General features: G+C 36.2%; 19 protein-coding genes. 12 read left to right on the forward strand and 7 right to left on the reverse strand.

The annotated features are described in order from the left end of the window. Positions 1–179 precede the first annotated feature (179 nt). The 3 genes from J5V48_RS04635 to J5V48_RS04645 form a co-directional block, all read right to left on the reverse strand. Positions 180–449: a hypothetical protein gene (locus J5V48_RS04635; RefSeq protein ID WP_219937395.1), complete on the reverse strand. Its 270-nt coding sequence runs from the start codon at positions 447–449 to the stop codon at positions 180–182. A gap of 3 nt (positions 450–452) precedes the next feature. Further along, entirely contained in the window at positions 453–2,177 is a 1,725-nt protein-coding gene (locus J5V48_RS04640; protein ID WP_219937396.1) for a proline--tRNA ligase, read from the reverse strand. Between the two features lie 116 nt (positions 2,178–2,293). Next, positions 2,294–3,175: a bile acid:sodium symporter family protein gene (locus J5V48_RS04645; protein ID WP_219937397.1), complete on the reverse strand. Its 882-nt coding sequence runs from the start codon at positions 3,173–3,175 to the stop codon at positions 2,294–2,296. Between the two features lie 90 nt (positions 3,176–3,265). On the opposite strand from J5V48_RS04645, the gene J5V48_RS04650 reads away from it, so the two are divergent. The 5 genes from J5V48_RS04650 to J5V48_RS04670 all read left to right on the forward strand — a co-directional run bounded on the left by J5V48_RS04650 (position 3,266) and on the right by J5V48_RS04670 (position 7,846). Next, positions 3,266–3,592, forward strand: coding sequence for a hypothetical protein (locus tag J5V48_RS04650; RefSeq protein ID WP_219937398.1), 327 nt, complete (start codon positions 3,266–3,268; stop codon positions 3,590–3,592). 259 nt (positions 3,593–3,851) lie between these two features. Further along, positions 3,852–4,025 (forward strand): hypothetical protein, encoded by a 174-nt coding sequence (locus J5V48_RS04655; protein ID WP_219937399.1) that lies wholly within the window; start codon positions 3,852–3,854, stop codon positions 4,023–4,025. A gap of 8 nt (positions 4,026–4,033) precedes the next feature. Then, positions 4,034–5,095: an FAD:protein FMN transferase gene (locus tag J5V48_RS04660; protein ID WP_219937400.1), complete on the forward strand. Its 1,062-nt coding sequence runs from the start codon at positions 4,034–4,036 to the stop codon at positions 5,093–5,095. A 9-nt stretch (positions 5,096–5,104) separates the two neighbouring features. After that, positions 5,105–6,457, forward strand: coding sequence for a UDP-N-acetylmuramate:L-alanyl-gamma-D-glutamyl-meso-diaminopimelate ligase (mpl, locus tag J5V48_RS04665; RefSeq protein WP_219937401.1), 1,353 nt, complete (start codon positions 5,105–5,107; stop codon positions 6,455–6,457). A 15-nt stretch (positions 6,458–6,472) separates the two neighbouring features. Further along, a complete protein-coding gene (locus J5V48_RS04670; protein WP_219937402.1) occupies positions 6,473–7,846 on the forward strand; it encodes a hypothetical protein in 1,374 nt (457 codons plus the stop codon). Positions 7,847–7,918: 72 nt separating this feature from the next. Here the strand turns inward: J5V48_RS04670 and J5V48_RS04675 are convergent, their stop codons facing one another. The 4 genes from J5V48_RS04675 to J5V48_RS04690 form a co-directional block, all read right to left on the reverse strand. Further along, positions 7,919–8,869, reverse strand: a complete 951-nt coding sequence (locus J5V48_RS04675) for a ribose-phosphate pyrophosphokinase (RefSeq protein ID WP_219937403.1) — start codon at positions 8,867–8,869, stop codon at positions 7,919–7,921. A 127-nt stretch (positions 8,870–8,996) separates the two neighbouring features. Next, positions 8,997–9,854 carry a 4-(cytidine 5'-diphospho)-2-C-methyl-D-erythritol kinase gene (gene ispE, locus J5V48_RS04680; protein WP_219937404.1) on the reverse strand — a complete coding sequence of 286 codons (858 nt, stop codon included), beginning with the start codon at positions 9,852–9,854 and terminating at the stop codon, positions 8,997–8,999. A gap of 5 nt (positions 9,855–9,859) precedes the next feature. Beyond that, complete coding sequence (locus J5V48_RS04685) at positions 9,860–10,462, reverse strand: lipoprotein insertase outer membrane protein LolB (RefSeq protein WP_219937405.1); 603 nt, start codon at positions 10,460–10,462, stop codon at positions 9,860–9,862. Further along, positions 10,455–12,209 carry a YcaO-like family protein gene (locus tag J5V48_RS04690; protein WP_219937406.1) on the reverse strand — a complete coding sequence of 585 codons (1,755 nt, stop codon included), beginning with the start codon at positions 12,207–12,209 and terminating at the stop codon, positions 10,455–10,457. Before J5V48_RS04690 ends, J5V48_RS04685 begins: the two co-directional genes overlap by 8 nt. Before the next feature lie 64 nt (positions 12,210–12,273). On the opposite strand from J5V48_RS04690, the gene J5V48_RS04695 reads away from it, so the two are divergent. From J5V48_RS04695 to J5V48_RS04725, 7 genes are all read left to right on the forward strand, one after another. Beyond that, positions 12,274–13,203 (forward strand): hypothetical protein, encoded by a 930-nt coding sequence (locus J5V48_RS04695; RefSeq protein WP_219937407.1) that lies wholly within the window; start codon positions 12,274–12,276, stop codon positions 13,201–13,203. 29 nt (positions 13,204–13,232) lie between these two features. Next, the gene (asd, locus tag J5V48_RS04700; protein ID WP_219937408.1) at positions 13,233–14,345 is read left to right on the forward strand and encodes an aspartate-semialdehyde dehydrogenase; all 1,113 of its coding nucleotides are present in this window, start codon (positions 13,233–13,235) and stop codon (positions 14,343–14,345) included. Between the two features lie 263 nt (positions 14,346–14,608). Beyond that, positions 14,609–15,490, forward strand: a complete 882-nt coding sequence (locus J5V48_RS04705; protein ID WP_219937409.1) for a flagellin N-terminal helical domain-containing protein — start codon at positions 14,609–14,611, stop codon at positions 15,488–15,490. Between the two features lie 196 nt (positions 15,491–15,686). Then, positions 15,687–16,388 carry a 5'-methylthioadenosine/adenosylhomocysteine nucleosidase gene (locus tag J5V48_RS04710; protein ID WP_219937410.1) on the forward strand — a complete coding sequence of 234 codons (702 nt, stop codon included), beginning with the start codon at positions 15,687–15,689 and terminating at the stop codon, positions 16,386–16,388. An 8-nt stretch (positions 16,389–16,396) separates the two neighbouring features. Next, positions 16,397–17,392 (forward strand): cobalamin biosynthesis protein, encoded by a 996-nt coding sequence (locus J5V48_RS04715; RefSeq protein WP_219937411.1) that lies wholly within the window; start codon positions 16,397–16,399, stop codon positions 17,390–17,392. A 5-nt stretch (positions 17,393–17,397) separates the two neighbouring features. Then, complete coding sequence (locus J5V48_RS04720; RefSeq protein WP_219937412.1) at positions 17,398–18,012, forward strand: Smr/MutS family protein; 615 nt, start codon at positions 17,398–17,400, stop codon at positions 18,010–18,012. Positions 18,013–18,095: 83 nt separating this feature from the next. Beyond that, on the forward strand, positions 18,096–18,877 hold a 782-nt coding region (locus J5V48_RS04725), incomplete at its 3' end, for a flagellin N-terminal helical domain-containing protein (protein ID WP_219937413.1).

Consider the following 18,877-nt stretch of genomic DNA (forward strand, 5'->3'; position numbering starts at 1 on the left):
ACAAATTGAATTACAGAAAATTACGACAATAGATAATGTACCAAAAATAATTTTATAAATCTTTCTTTTTGAAATGAAATAGAGAAATTATTTTTGTGCAGAATCTATAAATAAAAAAAGACAAGGAAGGAACTTCCTTATCTATTCTTAATATGTTTGATATTAAACAGTAGTGACAACTACTTTCTGTAGTTGTTCAGAAGATAAACCATTTCATAAGTTACAAAATCGTATATCTTGTTTAGATCATCAACTTTCTGAGCTTCTAAAAGATTTTTAATCACTTCATTTAAGCCATGAATAAATCCGTCTTTCATTGATGGGGCAATAGCAATGATCTGCTCAATAAGAGCAGTCATTTTTTCATATGTATCTGCAGGGCATCCATCTAAAGCTGCAAGCCCTACATTCTTAGACATAGTTATAAGCTCATCTATGCTCATTGCCATGCTTTATTTCTCCAGCTTAGATAGGATGATATCTAAAGCATTTGAAGCTTGGATATTCTCTTTTTCACCAGTCTTTCTAAGCTTATATTCGATGTTGCCGTCGTTAAGGCTCTTTTCACCGATTGTAACGATATGAGGAATACCCATAAGTTCCATGTCAGCAAACATAACACCAGGACGCTCATCGCGATCATCATAAATAACTTCAACACCAGCTTGTAGAAGCTGCTTGTAAAGCTGTTCTGCTGTATCTTTTACAATCTGAGACTTAGATGGCTTAATTGCAATAATAGCAACCTTGAAAGGTGCGATAGACTCAGGCCAGATGATACCTCTGTCGTCATGGTGCTGTTCGATAACTGCAGCAATTGCACGGGTAACACCGATACCGTAACATCCCATAATCATTGGAACGTCTTTACCATTCTCATCCTTTACAGTACACTTCATAGCCTCTGAGTACTTAGTGCCAAGCATAAATACCTGACCTACTTCAATACCCTTGCGTAAATGTAAGGTACCTTTACCGTCTGGGCTCTTATCGCCTTCCTCTACGTTTCTAAGATCGAATACCTCGTAATTAGGTACATCACGATCCCAGTTAACATTGATCAAGTGGAAGCCTGTCTTGTTAGCACCGCAGGCAAAATTTGACATCTTATCTGCAGTTCTGTCTACAAGAATACGGCCTTTGAAACCAACAGGACCAAGTGAACCTGTATGAGCACCGGTAAATTCAGCAATCTCTTCTTCTGTTGCCATCTCAAGAGGATCGTTAATACCGTCAATCTTTATTGCCTTAACTTCATTAAGTTCATGGTTGCCACGTAAACAGATCATAACAAGCTCATGCTTGCCATCTTCTTTCTTGTTGCCATGAACGATTAGGCTCTTTAAGACCTTCTCTGATTCAACACCTAAAGCTTTTGCTGCCTCATCAACAGTATGACAGCCAGGAGTTGCCACCTCTGAGTAAGCATCAGCACAAGGCTCTCTGTCATATTCAGGAGCTAAAGCTTCAGCCATTTCGATATTAGCTGCATAATTAGAACCATCAGACCATGCAATAGTATCTTCACCGGCCTCAGCTAAAGCCTGGAATTCATGAGAGTGGTTACCGCCGATAGAACCTGTGTCAGCCTCTACAGGTCTGAATTCAAGCCCCATACGGGTGAATACTCTTGAATATGCATCGTACATATCCTGATAGGTCTTTGCTAAAGATTCTTTGTCAGTATGGAATGAGTATGCATCCTTCATTAAAAATTCTCTTCCACGCATTACGCCAAAGCGAGGACGGATTTCATCGCGGAACTTGTTCTGGATCTGGTATAGGCATAGTGGAAGCTGTCTTGCAGACTTAACTTCTCTGCGAGCAATATCAGTTACAACTTCTTCGTGGGTTGGACCTAAGCAGAATTCGTTTTGCTTTCTGTCCTTGAAACGGCATAGCTCAGGACCATACTTCTCATAGCGGCCTGATTCTTTCCAAAGGTCAGCAGGCTGTACCATTGGCATTGCAATTTCTAAAGCACCAGTCTTGTTCATTTCTTCACGAACAATATTAATTACTTTAGAAAGTACTCTCATACCTGTTGGTAACCAGGTATATACACCAGAGGCAATCTGGCGGATCATGCCAGCTCTTAGCATTAAACGATGGCTTTCAACTGCAGCCTCTTTAGGATCCTCTTTTAAAGTAGAGATAAGAAATTGACTTGTACGCATGCTATGTCCTATTTATCTGTGACAAACCATAAAAAAATTTTTATGAATTTTATCACAAATTAAGCAAGCATTCATGAAGATTGTTTTGTCAAAAAAACATCTATTTGTTTCAAAATTTATGCACTTTTTTGAATTCTCTTATCCTTTCTTACAATGAGTGCAACATATGCAAGCAGAATAATATTCATGATAAGTGCATAGATGATTGCAGGTATACTCATGATTTCATTATTGAATGCAAATGGAGAAACACAAAGAGCAATAGCCTGTGCGGCATTTTGCATTGTTACCTCAATAACGATGGTGCGTCTTGTTTTGGAATCCTGGCAAAGTGCTCTTGAGAGCAGTGATGAAACAACAATTGCTGCAAGAACAAGACAGACAACAGCGACAAGAATAATATCAAGATGTGAAGAAATTGTTTTTGCGTTCTTTATAAAGAACATTGTTGCAATTAAAACTAAAGATGGAAAAGCTATCTTTTCAAGAATTCTTGATAGTTTTTTTGATCCGTTTTTAAATGTAATCTTTGTAAAGACTCCGAGAATTATTGGAATAAACATCAGAAGAAAGTTCTGAATAAGAATATTCTTAAGAGGAAACTCAATGTTAGATGAATACTCTGTGTCTTGGTAGAAAGTATTTAAACAAAGAGCCATAAAGAAAGGAAGAGTGAATAGTGTAATAACTGAGCTTAGAGCTGTAAGTGAAACTGAAAGAGCAAGATCACCTTTAGCAATAAGGGTAAAGATATTGCTAGATGATCCGCCAGGGCATAATGCAATCAACACAAGTCCTATAAAAAATACTTCTTCAAGACTAAAAGCCTTTGCAATAAGAAATGCAGTAAGTGGCAGTACCAAAAGCTGTCCAAATAGACCTGAAATTACTGGAACAGGCTTTTTAATAAGCATCAGAAAATCTTCTTTTTTAAGATTCAGACCAATTGTATAGGTCAGAATTACCAAAAGTGCCATTACAAGAATAATTGGATTCATCTTCATCTCCTTTGAGTGCGTATTGTAAAAGAAATTTGCTCCGTATTAGAAATTTTTGGTAGAACAGACAATTATCTTGATGATCATCTAATGCCTTTTGTTAAAAAAGATGGTCTTGTATATATATGTGTTACCGGCATGAATAAGGATCTGCACGATAAATTACCAGAGGAGCTTCTTTTATCCTGGAGTCTAGAACAGTTAGATTACATTCATGATATGGATTACTACCTATCTATCATGAAAAAATCAAAGCATGCAAAGATAGAGGATATCAGGATAATGCAGTCAAATCAGGAGGTTTGGGACGACTGGCTTAAAATGGATAATGAATATGCAAGAAACGATGCAAAGAGCATAAAAGCTGGTGCGTTAAAATATCTAAACTTCATTAATATTGTTCTTAAAAAGAAGTAATTGTAGAAATAATTGACAGCTCTCCATGGCTGAAGCCAAGGGCTTTTCGGAACAATTTGGTAATAAGAAAACTACTATCTGTCAGCTAACAAATAGTAGGTTTTTTCATTTGTTGAGATTAAACCGTGACTTAATGCAAAAAAGCATGTATTAAGCAAAATATACAGATGTGATAAGATAGGATAGATTAGGAGAATAATTCAATATGGTTTTTTTAGCTAGCTTTTTAATATTTCTGCTTTTTGTTTTAGCTCTTTCTATGAGCTTGTTCATCAAAAGAAAACCTCTAGTATCTGAAGATGATGCAAGAAACTCTCTTTTAGATGACGGAAATTGTGCTGCATGTTCTAAATTATGTGCTCTTGCAGGAAAGAAAAATCAGAAACCTCTTAAAACATGTCAAGCTTCAGAAATTCCTCACAAACAGGTTTAAATAAAGTTATGTTAAAGCGTTCAATTGCGGCTATTGCCTTATCTTGTGTAGCAGCTCTTGCTGTTACAGGCTGTAATGATGAAAAAAGAAATGAACATAAGATGACTGTAGTTCATGGCAAAACCATGGGAACTTTCTATACAGTTAATGTTACAGGTGGATTTAAAGGCGGAGAGGAAGCTTTAAAGAAACTCTCTGATGATACTTTCAATAGGATCTGCGATATCATTTCGACCTTTGATAAGAATGCAGAGCTTGCAAAAGTTAACGAATATCACGATACAAAGCCATATGAGATTTCAAGAGAGCTTGGAAAGATTATTCAGGAAACAGTCTATCAGGGTAGAAGAATAGACGGTGCTACAGATATTAGTGTTGGACCTTTAGTAAATCTGTGGGGCTTTGGAAAGGATAAGAAGAAAAATCAGGCTCCAACTTCTGAGGAAATTCAGGAGACTCTTAAACTTGTAGGTCTTGATAAGTTTGAAATAAGAACCGACAGTGAAAAGAGTTATTTGGTAAAACATAATGAGAATGTAAGACTTGATCTTGCAACTGTAGGTGAAGGTCTAGGTGCTGATGCCCTTTGCAGAAAGCTCATAGAGCTTGGTTATACAGATTTTATGGTTAGCGTTGCAGGTGCATCCCGTTCCTACGGCGTTAATTCAAAAGGGCTTAAATGGAGACTTGGAGTTGAAGATCCGACTACTCCTGAAAGAAAAGTCTTATTCCCAATCTGTGCTCTTGATAAAGCGGTAACAACAGCTGGATCCTATAGAAATTTCTTTAAGGATGATAAGACAGGAACAGTCTATTCTCATGCTATAGATCCTAAAACAGGCTATCCTGTATCTCATCATACACTGTCTGTAACAGTAATAAGTGATTCAGCATTTGAAAGTGATGCTCTTGATACTGGTTTATTGGTATTAGGTGCAGATAAGGCTCTTGAATTTGGAGAAAAGAATAATATTCCTATAGCAACGGTAGAATATGAAAACGGGAAAACTGTTATTCGTCATACAAATAACTTTAAAAAATATATCGACTGTGCAAAAAATATTAAATAAGGATTAATAATGCATATTCATATTTTAGGCATCTGCGGTACATTCATGGGAGGTATCGCAATGATTGCTAAACAAGCAGGACATAAGGTTACAGGCTCAGACAAAAATGTATATCCACCAATGTCAACAGAGCTTGAACAATCTGGAATCAAACTCATTCAGGGCTTTGATGCATCTCAGTTAGATGATAAACCAGATTTAATTGTTGTCGGTAATGTTATGAGACGAGGTATGGAAGTAGTTGAGCGCATGCTTGATGAAAAATACAAATATGTCTCAGGTCCTCAGTGGCTTGAAGAGCATTACCTTCTTAACAAGACAGTTCTTGCAGTAGCAGGAACTCACGGAAAAACAACAACATCCTCAATGCTAGCCTGGATTTTACAGTTCAATGGCAAAAATCCTGGTTTTCTGATTGGCGGAATTCCAGAAAACTTTGGTATTTCTGCTCGTAACACTGATAGTGAGTATTTTGTTATTGAAGCTGATGAATATGATTGTGCTTTCTTTGATAAGCGTTCAAAGTTTGTTCATTATCATCCACAAGTTCTTGTTATGAACAATCTTGAATATGATCATGCTGATATATTTGATAGCGTCAAAGATATTCAAAAGCAGTTCCATCACTTGGTAAGAACAGTTCCGTCAAAAGGTCTGATAATCAAATCTGAAGGTGAAAAATACCTAGATGAGGTTATCGATATGGGCTGCTGGAGTGAGCTGTATACAGTTGGCAGGAAAGATGGCTTACATGCAATCTTAAAGACTCCTGATGGTTCAAATTTTGATGTATATGATGGTGATTCATTTGTATACAGCGTACATTATGAGGCAACAGGTACCTATAATGTTCAAAATGCTTTAATGGCTATAAGGGCTGCTATGTATACAGGCATTAGCGCTAAGGATGCGGCAAGAGCCCTTGAAACATTTAAGCTTCCAAAGCGCAGAATGGAGCTTAAAGGCTGTGTTAATGGAGTTAGCGTATATGATGATTTTGCGCATCATCCAACTGCTATTGAACTTACAACTGCAGGTCTTAGAGCAAGACTTGGCGATAATAAGAGGCTGGTTGCAGTATTTGAGCCAAGATCTAATTCTATGAAACTTGGTGCAAACCATGAAAAATTAGCTCAGTCATTTAAGCATGCAGATGAGATTTTTGTTTATGCACCATCAAATGTTACATGGAATGTAAAAGAGCTTGAATCTCAAAGTACAAAGCCTCTTCATGTTGAAAGTGATTTTGAAAAGCTTGTCGATGATATTGTAAAGGCTTCTCCTGAAGGAACCTCCATTCTTGTTATGAGTAATGGAAGCTTTAATGGTATCCATCAGCGTTTATTAGAAAAATTAAAATAGAGCAGGTGAATATTTATGACTGACAGTTGGGCATTAAGAGGTAAGGTACTACAAAATGATGATGTAAATCCATCATTACTATGCCGTGTTTATGACAGAATAGCTGTTCAGAATGCTGAAGGCCAGACTGCATTTTACTGTCTTGAGCTTTCTGCTGGTAATACTTTTAATTTTGGATTCTGCAGAAAAGAGAATGTCCCATCTCTTCTTAGAGATGTCTTCACTTTCAATAATCAAAGAGTACTATTAGGTAAAGCTCCTGCACTTATGATACCAACAGTGCCAACTTCCATATGGTTAAAGCAGGTTCGTAAATATGATGTTTCTAATGTCATCATGTGGCTTGAAAACTCTATAGAACTTAACCCCGAGTATAAAGAGACAATATTAAAATTGCGAAAGATGGGAATGAAATTCGCAATCCGAGTAGATGCAATGGGTGAGGTCGGATCTGATGATGAGGTTTTAGCTTGTATTGACTATCTGCTTATAGATTATGCAACTGCTGCCGAATTTATGAGTATAGTTGAACAGCTCAAAAAGAAGATCCCTGATGTTAAGACAATCGGCTTTAAACGTGAGATGTCAGTTGTATCTTTCAATCGTACAGAGGCAAAGAATTTTGATTTTGTTCTAGGTACGGTAGCGTCAGACAATTATCAGTACAAAATGGAACGTCCACGATGGCAGCATGAGATGTTAAGAACATTTGCTCAGCTGTTTTCATCTATTTATGACTATAAGGAAATCAGCTCAGTTGTAGCAAGTTATCCTTTGATGTCTAATGCAATGAAAGGCATGGTTGCTTCAAAGCATTTAGCAAATCTTACAATCAAGAAGGGCAGTAATTTAGCTGATAAGCAGGGACTTACCCAGCTTGATATCAGAAATTTTCTTGCAATTGCAGTAGCATTTAATCTTTTCGTGTTATCTGATAAACAGGTTTGCGAGCAGAATAAAAAGCCTTTTTCTCTTGATAATGTAAATTATGAGCCTTTTATTCATTCACTGTATTTTGGCAAATTAGTTGATCTTTTTGCTCAGAATTTGTGTGACGATATTACAGCGCCACAGGCTTTTATTGCTGGTTTTCTCCGTTTTGCTCAGGTGATGTTGCATGACACTAAAGAAGCTACATTTGATGAGTTTCCTTTAAATGCTATTACCTCATGTTATTCAGAATCAGGTGGACAGCTTGCAGTTATAATTAGTGTACTTTTGGCACTCACAGAGCACAGAATTGATGATGCTCTTAATATTGCATCAGATGCAGGTGTTACTCTCAATAAAGAGGATATATATGGTTATATCTCTCATGCAATGACATGGACTGATGCTGTAGAGCGTGCCGTTGGCATTATTAAGGAAAAAAGAGAAGAAGAAGAATAATTTACGAATAAAAAAAACGTTATCATAAAGACTTTTCGTTTTTAGATAACGTTTTTTTTGTTTGAACTGATATTAGTTTTGTTCAAACATTGCAGAAATAGATTCTTCGTTATTAATTCTGCGAATTGCTTCTGCAAGCATAGGAGCAAGAGTTAACTGGCGGAAACACTTTAACTTCTGGAACTTGTCTGTTGCAGGAACAGAATCTGAAACGATCAGGCGATCGATCGATGATTCTGAAATATTCTTGTATGCATCACCAGAAAGTACAGCATGAGTACCATAAGCTGTAACTGATTTGGCTCCTCTCTCTTTTAGAGCTGCTGCAGCCTTACACAAGGTGCCACCAGTATCAATAATGTCATCAACGATGATACATTCACGATCCTTAACATCACCGATAAGGTTCATAACCTCAGACACGTTAGGACGTGGGCGACGCTTATCAATGATAGCAATATCTGCATTGTCCAATAATTTTGCAATTGCACGAGCGCGAACAACACCACCCATATCAGGAGAAACAACGCAAGGATTCTTTAGGTTCAGAGTCTTCATATCATCAACAAAGATCTGTGAAGAGAAGCAGTTGTCTACAGGAACATCGAAGAAGCCCTGGATCTGTTCTGCATGAAGATCTACAGTTAAAACTCTGTCAACGCCAACGGTTGATAAAAAGTCAGCAACAACTTTTGCAGTAATAGGAACACGAGCAGAACGTAAACGTCTGTCCTGACGAGCATAACCAAAGTAAGGGATTACAGCTGTAATACGACCTGCAGATGCACGACGAAGAGCATCGATCATAACGATAAGTTCCATCAGATTATCATTTGAAGGAGCGCAGGTTGATTGGATGATGAAAATATCACAACCACGAACGTTTTCATTAATCTGAACATGAATTTCTCCGTCAGAAAAACGATCTACAGTTGCATTTCCAAGTCTTGTATAAAGTCTGTCTGCGATTTTTTTTGCTAAGTCCGGTGTTGCATTACCGGCAAAAAGCTTCATATCAGCCATAAGATATGTGATCCTGAGTGGTTAGAAAAAAACATGTTTCTGAGATTTTCAGAAACATGGCTATTTTAAAACTTTTGCAGAAAACATAAAAGAAGAAAATTTCTTTTTTGAAATATGAAAAAAAAGGTTATCTTTGATTTTCTATAATTGTATCAAGGGTTTTAAGTACAGGTGATCTATCTGTGGATTCTGTTAAAAAGTTTTTGATATTAAGTTTAGTTATGTGCTTTTGTGCCTTTTTTGCGTCTTCAAGATTGTCAAAGCCCACAAAGCAAGATGATCCACTTCCAGACATAAAGGCTCTTCCATACTGACTTAAAATTGAAAGTAGATTTTGAACTTCTGGATACTCGTGTACAACAACCTTTTCAAAACAGTTAGCAAAAGGTGTATTTATGAGTTCATCAAAGGTTCTGACTTTTGAATCCTTTTTTAGTTTCTCATGAGCAAAAAGCTTTGCTGTAGGGACTGAACACTCAGGTGTTGCAACAAGGTAGTATCTATTTTTTATCTTCTTTTCTGTAAGAATTTCTCCGATTCCTTCTGCAAAGCAAGTGCAACCTTTGATAAATACAGGAACATCAGCACCAAGTTTTGCTCCAATATTTATAAGAGTATTTTCAGGCAGATTCAGCTCCCAAAGCTTATTTAAAATAAGCAATGTTGTTGCAGCATTTGATGACCCACCACCAAGACCTCCCCCTTGAGGAAGGATCTTATCGATACTTATCTTGCAGCCTTTTTGACAGCCAGTCTCTCTTTTTAAAGCCATTGCTGCTTTGTAAATAAGATTCTTTTCAACAGGAAAGCCAAAATCAGTTAAGAGCAAAATCTCATCGTCATTTGTATCGATAAAGGTCATCTTATCGCCGTGATTGAGAATAACGAACAGAGTCTGAAGATTATGATAACCATCATCTCTTTTTGAAGTTATATACAAAAAGAGATTTAATTTGCATGGGCTTATTGTAGTGACTGTAGTCATAATTATTACTTTACAGTGGTGATGTCACTGATTCTTAAAACAATTTTTGTCTGTGGTGTGATTATTTCAAGCAGATTTGGCAGTACATATTCTTTGATTGGTTTATAGCTTCTGTATATTACCTTATACTGATCTTCCACCAATGCTTCTTTTGCATAGCCAAGATTGTCATAAATTACCTTTCCTCTTGGAAGACCTATCATTACTCTGTGAAGATCTTCTACTGGAATATCAAGCTTGAAATTCTCCTTTAAAAGCTCTCTTGCATTTTCTCCTTTTAATTCTTTTCCCTGAGCATTTATGTAGGTTGTACCATTTGCATAAACTTCAATAAGCGCATATTGCATTCCCATAGGTCCAGTAAATGCCAATGAAAACTTGTTTTTGTTATATGAATATGCGCAGTTTACAGAGAATGATGCATTTTTGTATCTTGAGAAAAGTCCAATTTTGCCAAACTCTTCAAGCTCATTTATGTCATTGAGTTTTTTTTCTCTTTTCTCCTGAGTTAGCAGACTAAAACTATTATCTTCAACTTTTGGTGCACAACCAGAAAGAATGAAGGTTGCTGTTAATAACAAAAATAGGGTAGATACAATCTTAATCATTATATGAACTTTGAGCCTCTTTTAATATGTTGTAGATTCTAATTAATTCCTGATGGGCGGTAAAACTCTTCATATTCAGATCACTCCCCACAAGATTGTTGAAACGTTTTCTTCCCTCAATATGATCAAGTGCGTTTTCAACTGTTTTCTCTCCGTATAAAAGCTTGAGTCCATCAATATAATCTTCAAGCTTCAAACTTCCTGTAGTCAGACAGTCTGTAATTTTTATAATGCACTGGTAGAAAGCTCTGTTCTCAAGAGACATACTTTCGTTGTTATATAGAAGAGTCCATTTTGCATATTCAGAAGCAGCTTCATAATTTTTTGCTGCAAGTGCAACTAGACATTTTAATTCACCCATTCTTAGATTTTCCCAAGAGGATTTCTCATCTGGGAGTACACCCAATAAAGAGCAAACATTTGTATCGTTATCAAACTCTTCATTTTCAAGTTCCTGAAGATAGCTTTCATATGTTTCTTCAGTTTCATCAGTATCTGGCAAAGAGAGCAGTGCATCCTGAAAATCGATACCAAGATTTGTGTTGTTATAAACTAGATCGTCTACTGGATAGATTTCAGACATTCCAGGAACAATGGTTCTGTAAACATATACACCAAGATAATTGTATGAGCGGATATAAATATCAAAGCCAAGTTTTGCAATCATATATCTTAAAGCTTTGTACTGTTCCTTTGTGCTTCCTGAAAAATCCCAGGCTACAAATCTATAGTCAGGTATTTTTCTGAACATCTGCATTGGCAGAATTCCGGTTGAATCTACAAAATGGCTTTCAAGATTTACAATATCTGATGTTTTGTTTAAATCAAAATCAGGTTCATCAAAGTTATCAAGATCGCTAAATGAGCGTCCCTGCATTAGTTCAGTTATTGTTCTGTCTAAAGCAACTTCAAAAATAGGATGAGCTCCAAAAGATGCAAAGCAAGTTCCGTTTCTCTGATTGAACATTACGATGCAGACAACAGGGAATTTTCCACCAAGAGAAGCGTCATAACATACGACTTTCAATCCATCGCCTTGAAGATCTTTTAGTGATTTATATGATTTTTCATATTTTTGTAAAATTTCATCAGGAACAGCAGGAAGGGCAAGACCTTTCTTTATAATCTCTCTTTTCACATGTCTTTCGATAATTTCTGAAAGACCCTGAACTAAGGCTTCATATTCGCTGTTTCCCTCTGACATGCCGTTTGAACCGTACAGATTGTCTAGTAGGTTTACAGGAAAGTATACGATCTCTCCATTTCTTGCATTTGTAAAAGGAATGGAGCAAACACCTCTTGAGTATGAAGAAGACTGCAGATCAACAAGGTTTTCAAGAGTTAAATCACATTCTTGAGTATAGAATTTGCGCAATGATGCATTTAATATTTCATTTGGGATTTGATTTTGGTTTTCCTCAATATTTGTCCATTTTTCATCTTTGAAATGAACAAAAGGGGCATTTGAGTTATCCAAACCAAGATAATAATCAGAAAACTCCATATGAGTTGCAAGTCTTTCAAAAAGTTCACCATATGCTGAAGCTCTAGCGGCTAGGCGAGATGAACCTTTTCCATTAGAGTAGAGTGTAGGGCATGATGTAACTGAAAGATTAACCGAGTACACATCTTCAAGCGGGTTCATCCAGTTAGATTCAGTCACACTGATATTTAATTTCTTTAAAATTTCCTCAAAATGAGCGATGCTCTGTTCAACCGGTGCATCTTTGCCTAGAATCTGAGTCATGATAAATCCTGTAGACTATGCAATTGTTTATTATTTATGAAAATATCGTATGATAACATAAACAGTGATTTTTAAGGTTGATTTTCATATGTCAAATTCGGATAAGGACAAAAATATAGCTGTGGAAGAAACAAACAATTCCATTATTAAACAAAATGATGAGAATACTGATAACTGCACCGTCGGTATCACAGATAATGGCGTAAAAAATGACTTTGAAAATACTATTTTGCAAAGTTCAGAGCAAAAGGAAAAACCTGTTAATCTTGCAGGTCCTTCCATGGCATCTATTGCAGTAAGTCATATGAGACGGATAACAGGGAATACAAAAAGATCTCTTGAATTAAGAAAAGAAAGTCCTCTTAAAGTTAAATATCTGAAAAAGGGAATAAAACAGAGGATTGCACAATTAGAAGAAGACTTTGAAAATGAAATGCAAGAAGAAGAGATAGAAAACAATAAAAATCAAGAAAAAACAGATAGTAACACAGATAGTTCAGAGGTAAAAAGCAGATTTTATGACAGAGCTATCAGAAGAATTTCCTATTTTAATGCAGAAAAAAATACTAATTTATCAAAAATAAGAAACAATTTTAGGATTTTTATCATTATAATAATGGGACTTGCACTTTATTATGGTTACTGTAAATTCACCAGAAACAGTGATGAACCTTCACTGATATCTCTGCGCGGGCAATTACCATTAAAGCTTGATGCTCAAGGGCAGACTATCTTACAAAAGATTGATACTGTCGATAACAGCGTGATTGTGACTATTGTAAAAGCAGAAAATTCAAAAAATGATTCACAAGAGTTCTTAACAGCTTTGGACTCTTTTGTTAAAAATGTGTCAAATAAATTCTGCAATATTGAACATATTGTTCAGCTAACGGCGGCAGGAAAAACCGTAAAGGTTAACATTGACGCATCGAATAATTCCTATCACAGGGAGTTTATCTGTGATAAGAATAATATATTACATAATGAAGATTAATTAAATTTTGCAAATTTTGTGAGGATATAATGCAAAAAGTAGGTCTAATCGGATGGCGTGGAATGGTAGGCTCCGTATTAATGGAGCGTATGGTACAGGAAAATGATTTTTCTGTAATCGATGCTGTATTCTTCTCAACCTCTCAGGCAGGTCAGAAGGCTCCTTCATTTGGCGGTAAAGATAATGGTGTTCTCCAGGACGCTTATAATCTAGATGCTTTAAAAGCTATGGATATCATTATCACTGCACAGGGTGGCGATTACACTACTAAAATGTACAAAGCTCTACGTGATACTGGTTGGAATGGCTACTGGATTGATGCTGCTTCAACATTACGTATGGAAAAGGACACCAAGATTATTCTTGACCCTGTAAATCATGAAGTTTTAGACAAGGCTTTAAATGACGGTATCAAGTCATATATTGGTGGTAACTGTACTGTAAGCTTACTTTTAATCGCTTTAGCTGGTCTAATCAAGACTGGTAATGTTGAGTGGATTTCTACTCAGACCTATCAGGCAGCATCTGGTGCTGGTGCTAAGAATATGCGTGAACTTTTATGTCAGATGGGTTCATTATATGACTGTGTTAATTCAGAACTTGCAGATCCACACAGCTCAATTCTTGATATCGAGCGTAAGGTTCGTGCAAAGATGAATGATGCATCATTCCCAACAGACAATTTCGGTGCTCCTTTAGCTGGCAGTGCTTTACCATGGATTGATAAAGAGCTTGAGAATGGTCAGAGCCGTGAAGAGTGGAAGAGCCAGGCTGAAGCTAACAAGATTTTAGGCTACGCTGATGAGTCATTAAAGATCGACGGTAACTGCGTACGTATCAGCTCAATGCGTTGCCACAGCCAGGCATTAACTATCAAGTTAAACAAGAACATTCCTTTAAATGATGTAGAGCAGTTAATTCTATCTCAGAATAAGTGGGTAAGAGTAATCGAGAACCACAAGGAAGTAACTCTTAAGGAGCTGACTCCAGCTAAGGTATCAGGTTCTTTATATGTACCTATCGGCCGTTTACGTAAGATGAACATGGGTGATAACTTCTTATCAGCATTCACTGTTGGTGACCAGTTATTATGGGGTGCAGCAGAGCCATTACGCTGCATGCTCCGTCAGATCGTAGGCTAATTTGCTATAATCTGATAAAAAGTTCAGGTCCTCTTTTTAGGGGACCTGAATTTTTTTTGTCTCAAATAAATGAAAAGAGGTAAATATCGACAGAAATTAAAAAAAAATTACATAAAAATTTGCATAAAATTCAAAATGATAGTGTCGATTCAAAAAAGATCTTAAAAAAATATTAAAGTGGTGAACGAAATTTGCCGTTAAGAAAACAACTAGAAATATAACTAGCGAATTCGAATTAAGGAATTAATTCGTAGGAGAGAAAAATGGCACTATATGTTTCAACAAATATTTCTTCAATTAACTCAGGGCGACAGCTTGGAAAAGCAACTCATGCATTAGATACAAGCTACAAGCGTCTATCATCCGGTTTGCGAATTAATTCAGCAAAAGACGATGCAGCAGGTTTACAGATATCAAATAGATTAACAGCTCAGATTAACGGTTTAAATCAGGGTAACCGTAATGCTAATGATGGTATTGCGCTTGCTCAGACTGCTGAAGGTGCACTTGATGAAGTTACTAATATGCTTCAGAGAATTCGTACTCTAGCTCTTCAGTCAGCAAATGGTACAAATACTACCACTGACAGAACATCTCTTCAGTCTGAAGTTACTCAGTTATCAAGTGAAATTGCAAGAATTGCATGTAAAACAACCTTTGCTGGAAATTCTATTCTTGCAGGTGCAGGTAAAGGTCTTTTAGATAGCAAAGGTAAACTATCTTTACAGGTAGGTGCCAATGCTAATGATACAGTTACAGTAAACTTGTCAGTTGCATTCTTGTTGAGCAAAATGCAAGAAGTCTCTTCAGTATCAACTAAGGGATTAAGTACCGATAAGAAATCATTTGATGTTTCTACAGTATGTAAAGCTCAAAATGTACTAGAAGGTATTGATTCATATATTTCTTTTGTTGATAAGAAACGTGGTGAATTAGGTGCTGTACAAAACAGACTTGAATCAACAATTGCAAACCAGTCAAATATTGCTGAAAACGAGTCAGATGCTCGTTCTCGTATCCGTGATACAGATTATGCTGAGGAAGCTGCAAACTTGTCACAGCAGACAATTGTTCAGCAGGCTGCATCATCAATGCTAACCCAGGCTAACAGCCGTCCACAGATTGCATTAAGCCTATTAGGCTAATCTTCTATGTAAAGGATCTCCTTGCAAAAGGAGATCTTTTCTTATCCAAAATCAAAGAATCTAATCTCATTTTTATTAAGTTTTATTCTAGTAAACTTTTAAAATATTTTGTTGATTTTTCGATCGTTTTTTTTCTTTTAGTGACTAAAACATGCATAACTGATAAAATCGAAACATATTTATTACGAGGTAAAATATGAAAATCGGTATTATCTGTGCAATGGACGAAGAGTGCGAATATTTCTTACAGAATATTAGCGTCAGTCAGACAAAAACTGTAGGAAAGAGCATTTTTTACTGTGGAACTACTGCTGATGGAAAAGAGGTTGTTCTTTCAAGAAGTGGTATTGGCAGATCAAATGCAGCTTCTGTATGCGCTTTAATGATTGCATTATACGATGTTGATTATGTTATCAATTGTGGCATTGCAGGTGCCTTAGGAGCAAATCTACATATCGGTGATATTGTTTTTTCAACTGATGTTGCATATCACGATGTTGATTTTTCTGTATTTGGATACAAGAAAGGTCAGATGGCAGGCGAACCTGAAAGATTCAATGCAAGTTCAGAATTATTAGCAAAAGCTGAAATTGCGTCACAAACAATTTCTGAGTTAAGAACTAAAGTAAAAAAGGGCCTAATCGTTTCAGGTGATCAATTCATTAACGATAAAGCTGTAAAGAGTGAAATTATAAAGAATTTTCCTGACGCTCTTGCAACAGAGTGCGAAGGTGCGCCTATAGCTCATGTTGCAACAAATTTTAATATTCCTTTCATTGTTATCAGAAGCCTTTCTGATAACGCTGATGAAAACGAGGTTGCAACCTACGAATTTAACGTTAAGAGCGCGTCAGAGAATAGTGCAAAACTTGTATTAGCAATAATAAAAATGCTATAGGAGTGCTTATGCCTGTAGAGCAGATAATTGATGCTGCAAAAGAAGCTTCAATAAAAGATCTTTTCTTTGCATTCGTGTCAATACTTGAATATCCTGCAGTAATTCTGTTTACTGCAATGGTTGTTGAGTTGATTCTGCCTACAAAAAAGAAGTGGTGCCTATCAGGAATGGCCCCCCTTTTTTCTAAGGCAGCCGCTAAAGTAAACCGACCAGAGAATGCGATTTCACAGACTGTATTTTCTGGTATCTTTCTTCCGATAGCTACAGTTACATCATTTGTTCTGACATTAGAACTTCTAAGGTTCTGTGTATCTAGTGATGTTATTCTGTCTCTTATTCTTCTTCCTATTTTGCTTGAATCAAAAGGTACTCTGTACCAGATGTTTTCTGTAAAAAGGGAGATAGATAACAAAAATAGAGAAAGTGCCAGAGCAGTACTTCAGCAGTTTATGAAAAGAGACTGCATGACACTATCAGATATGGGAATATGCAAAGCGCTTTGTGAATATACAGCTATGAGAATGTTCATAAACTGGTTTTCAATAATGGTCTGGTATATGATCCTTGATCTTGAAGGTGCATTGGTTATGCAGCTTGTAGCTGTGATGAATAATTCTTTTAATTTCAAAGAGAAAAAGAACGAAGTATTCGGATCATTTATTTATAAATTAGAACAGAGTTTATTATTTCCGGTTCTGATTGTATTTATTCCACTGATGTTGTGTTCATTTTCGGCTATCAGAATCTTAAAACATTTAAAACAGCATATAACTGAGTATACAAGTTTTATTTCATCACCTGTGCTGGACCTATTAGGTTCATATGCAAATATTTCTCTGGGTGGACCTCGTTTATATAATGGCAGCAAAATAAGATTAACCCGTATTGGTGGAGCAAACGATCCTGATTCAAGATCTGCTTTAAGGCTGTACAATAAAATCAGATTTGTAGGGGTTATGTTTGTTTGCCTTTGTGTTATTCAGAAAATCGTTTTTTCTCTATAAATACAATGTCAGATAAAGAAAATTTTTTAGAACTGTTAAAAGAGCAATCAAAAGAAAAAACTGAAGATTTCTCATCTTTGTTAGATGGTGAGATAAAAGTCATAGTACAAGATAAGATTGAACTTAAATCAAAAGGTATTGATGAAGCTCTTGCAAAAATAAGACAGTCTTCGGCAGTACATGCAAAAGAAGAAATAGCAGATACAGCATCATCATCTTTTGTGAATATGGTTAAACCAAATGATGTTCTGGTGTTTAAAAGACCTGGTATTCAGCCATATGTTTTACAGAAATTAAGAAAAGGTGAATATGTTGAGGCAGATTACATCGATCTGCATGGAAAAACAATAGAGCAAGCTTATGAAACAGTTATGAAATTTATAGGTTTTGCAAAAAAGCATGAATTTAGAACAATCCTTATAATTCATGGAAAAGGCGAGAGATCAAATCCTAAAGCTCTTATGAAGAGTCATGTCGCTCACTGGCTAAAACAGATCCCTGAAGTTATGGCATATCATTCTGCACCAGTCTGGAAAGGCGGTGCAGGTGCTTTATATGTAATACTAAAAAAGAGTGATAAGGCATCAATAATAAACAGAGAAATTTACCAAAAAAGATAAATAATTTCTAAAGAAAAAAAAATAATTGCCGTTAACAAATACAGAAAGATTATTTAGCTCATAAATTGAGCGGGAGTTTTAAAATGGCAATTTATGTAAATACAAACGTTTCAAGCTTAAACTCTAACAGACAGTTAGGTAAAGCAACCCATTCTCTTGATACAACCTACAAGCGTTTATCATCAGGTTTACGTATTAACTCAGCAAAGGATGATGCTGCAGGTTTACAGATTTCAGACAGATTAACCTCTCAGATTAACGGTCTAAATCAGGGTAACCGTAATGCCAATGATGGTATTGCACTTGCTCAGACAGCTGAAGGTGCTCTTGATGAAGTAACCAACATGTTACAGCGTATCCGTACCTTATCACTACAGTCTGCTAACGGTACAAATACAACTGCTGATCGTGGAGCAATCCAGGAAGAAGTTAAAGCTTTATGTAGTGAAATTGGCCGTATTGCATGTAAGACAACCTTTGCTGGTCAGGAAATATTAGCTGGTCCAAATAAAGGTCTTGTAGGTACAGATGGAAAAATAGCATTCCAGGTTGGTGCAAATGCAAATGATACTATTTCAATTTCATTAAGTAGAGATTTTACTCTTAATGGAATGGCAGGTGATCCTAATGTTGCAGCAACAGCTCTTAATACAGCAAGCAACGGATTTTTCAAGGTATCAACTGTTGATGAAGCTCAAGAGACATTAAAAACAATTGACGATTTTATTGCACATGTTGACAAGGCTCGTGGTGAGTTGGGTGCAGTACAGAACAGACTTGAGTCAACCATTGCAAACCAGTCAAATATTGCTGAAAACGAGTCAGATGCACGTTCACGCATCCGTGATACAGACTATGCAGAGGA

The organism is Succinivibrio faecicola, assembly GCF_019448115.1.
Lineage (GTDB): Bacteria > Pseudomonadota > Gammaproteobacteria > Enterobacterales > Succinivibrionaceae > Succinivibrio > Succinivibrio faecicola.

What these genes read in the sequence shown, in the direction of transcription:
- J5V48_RS04670 (WP_219937402.1), top strand. Translation starts at nt 6,473, where the DNA reads ATGACTGACAGTTGGGCATTAAGAGGTAAGGTACTACAAAATGATGAT.
- J5V48_RS04650 (WP_219937398.1), top strand. Translation starts at nt 3,266, where the DNA reads ATGCCTTTTGTTAAAAAAGATGGTCTTGTATATATATGTGTTACCGGC.
- J5V48_RS04690 (WP_219937406.1), bottom strand. Translation starts at nt 12,209, where the DNA reads ATGACTCAGATTCTAGGCAAAGATGCACCGGTTGAACAGAGCATCGCT.
- J5V48_RS04685 (WP_219937405.1), bottom strand. Translation starts at nt 10,462, where the DNA reads ATGATTAAGATTGTATCTACCCTATTTTTGTTATTAACAGCAACCTTC.
- J5V48_RS04715 (WP_219937411.1), top strand. Translation starts at nt 16,397, where the DNA reads ATGCCTGTAGAGCAGATAATTGATGCTGCAAAAGAAGCTTCAATAAAA.
- J5V48_RS04640 (WP_219937396.1), bottom strand. Translation starts at nt 2,177, where the DNA reads ATGCGTACAAGTCAATTTCTTATCTCTACTTTAAAAGAGGATCCTAAA.
- J5V48_RS04720 (WP_219937412.1), top strand. Translation starts at nt 17,398, where the DNA reads ATGTCAGATAAAGAAAATTTTTTAGAACTGTTAAAAGAGCAATCAAAA.
- J5V48_RS04635 (WP_219937395.1), bottom strand. Translation starts at nt 449, where the DNA reads ATGGCAATGAGCATAGATGAGCTTATAACTATGTCTAAGAATGTAGGG.
- J5V48_RS04710 (WP_219937410.1), top strand. Translation starts at nt 15,687, where the DNA reads ATGAAAATCGGTATTATCTGTGCAATGGACGAAGAGTGCGAATATTTC.
- J5V48_RS04705 (WP_219937409.1), top strand. Translation starts at nt 14,609, where the DNA reads ATGGCACTATATGTTTCAACAAATATTTCTTCAATTAACTCAGGGCGA.
- J5V48_RS04660 (WP_219937400.1), top strand. Translation starts at nt 4,034, where the DNA reads ATGTTAAAGCGTTCAATTGCGGCTATTGCCTTATCTTGTGTAGCAGCT.
- J5V48_RS04675 (WP_219937403.1), bottom strand. Translation starts at nt 8,869, where the DNA reads ATGGCTGATATGAAGCTTTTTGCCGGTAATGCAACACCGGACTTAGCA.
- mpl (WP_219937401.1), top strand. Translation starts at nt 5,105, where the DNA reads ATGCATATTCATATTTTAGGCATCTGCGGTACATTCATGGGAGGTATC.
- J5V48_RS04655 (WP_219937399.1), top strand. Translation starts at nt 3,852, where the DNA reads ATGAGCTTGTTCATCAAAAGAAAACCTCTAGTATCTGAAGATGATGCA.
- J5V48_RS04645 (WP_219937397.1), bottom strand. Translation starts at nt 3,175, where the DNA reads ATGAATCCAATTATTCTTGTAATGGCACTTTTGGTAATTCTGACCTAT.
- asd (WP_219937408.1), top strand. Translation starts at nt 13,233, where the DNA reads ATGCAAAAAGTAGGTCTAATCGGATGGCGTGGAATGGTAGGCTCCGTA.
- ispE (WP_219937404.1), bottom strand. Translation starts at nt 9,854, where the DNA reads ATGACTACAGTCACTACAATAAGCCCATGCAAATTAAATCTCTTTTTG.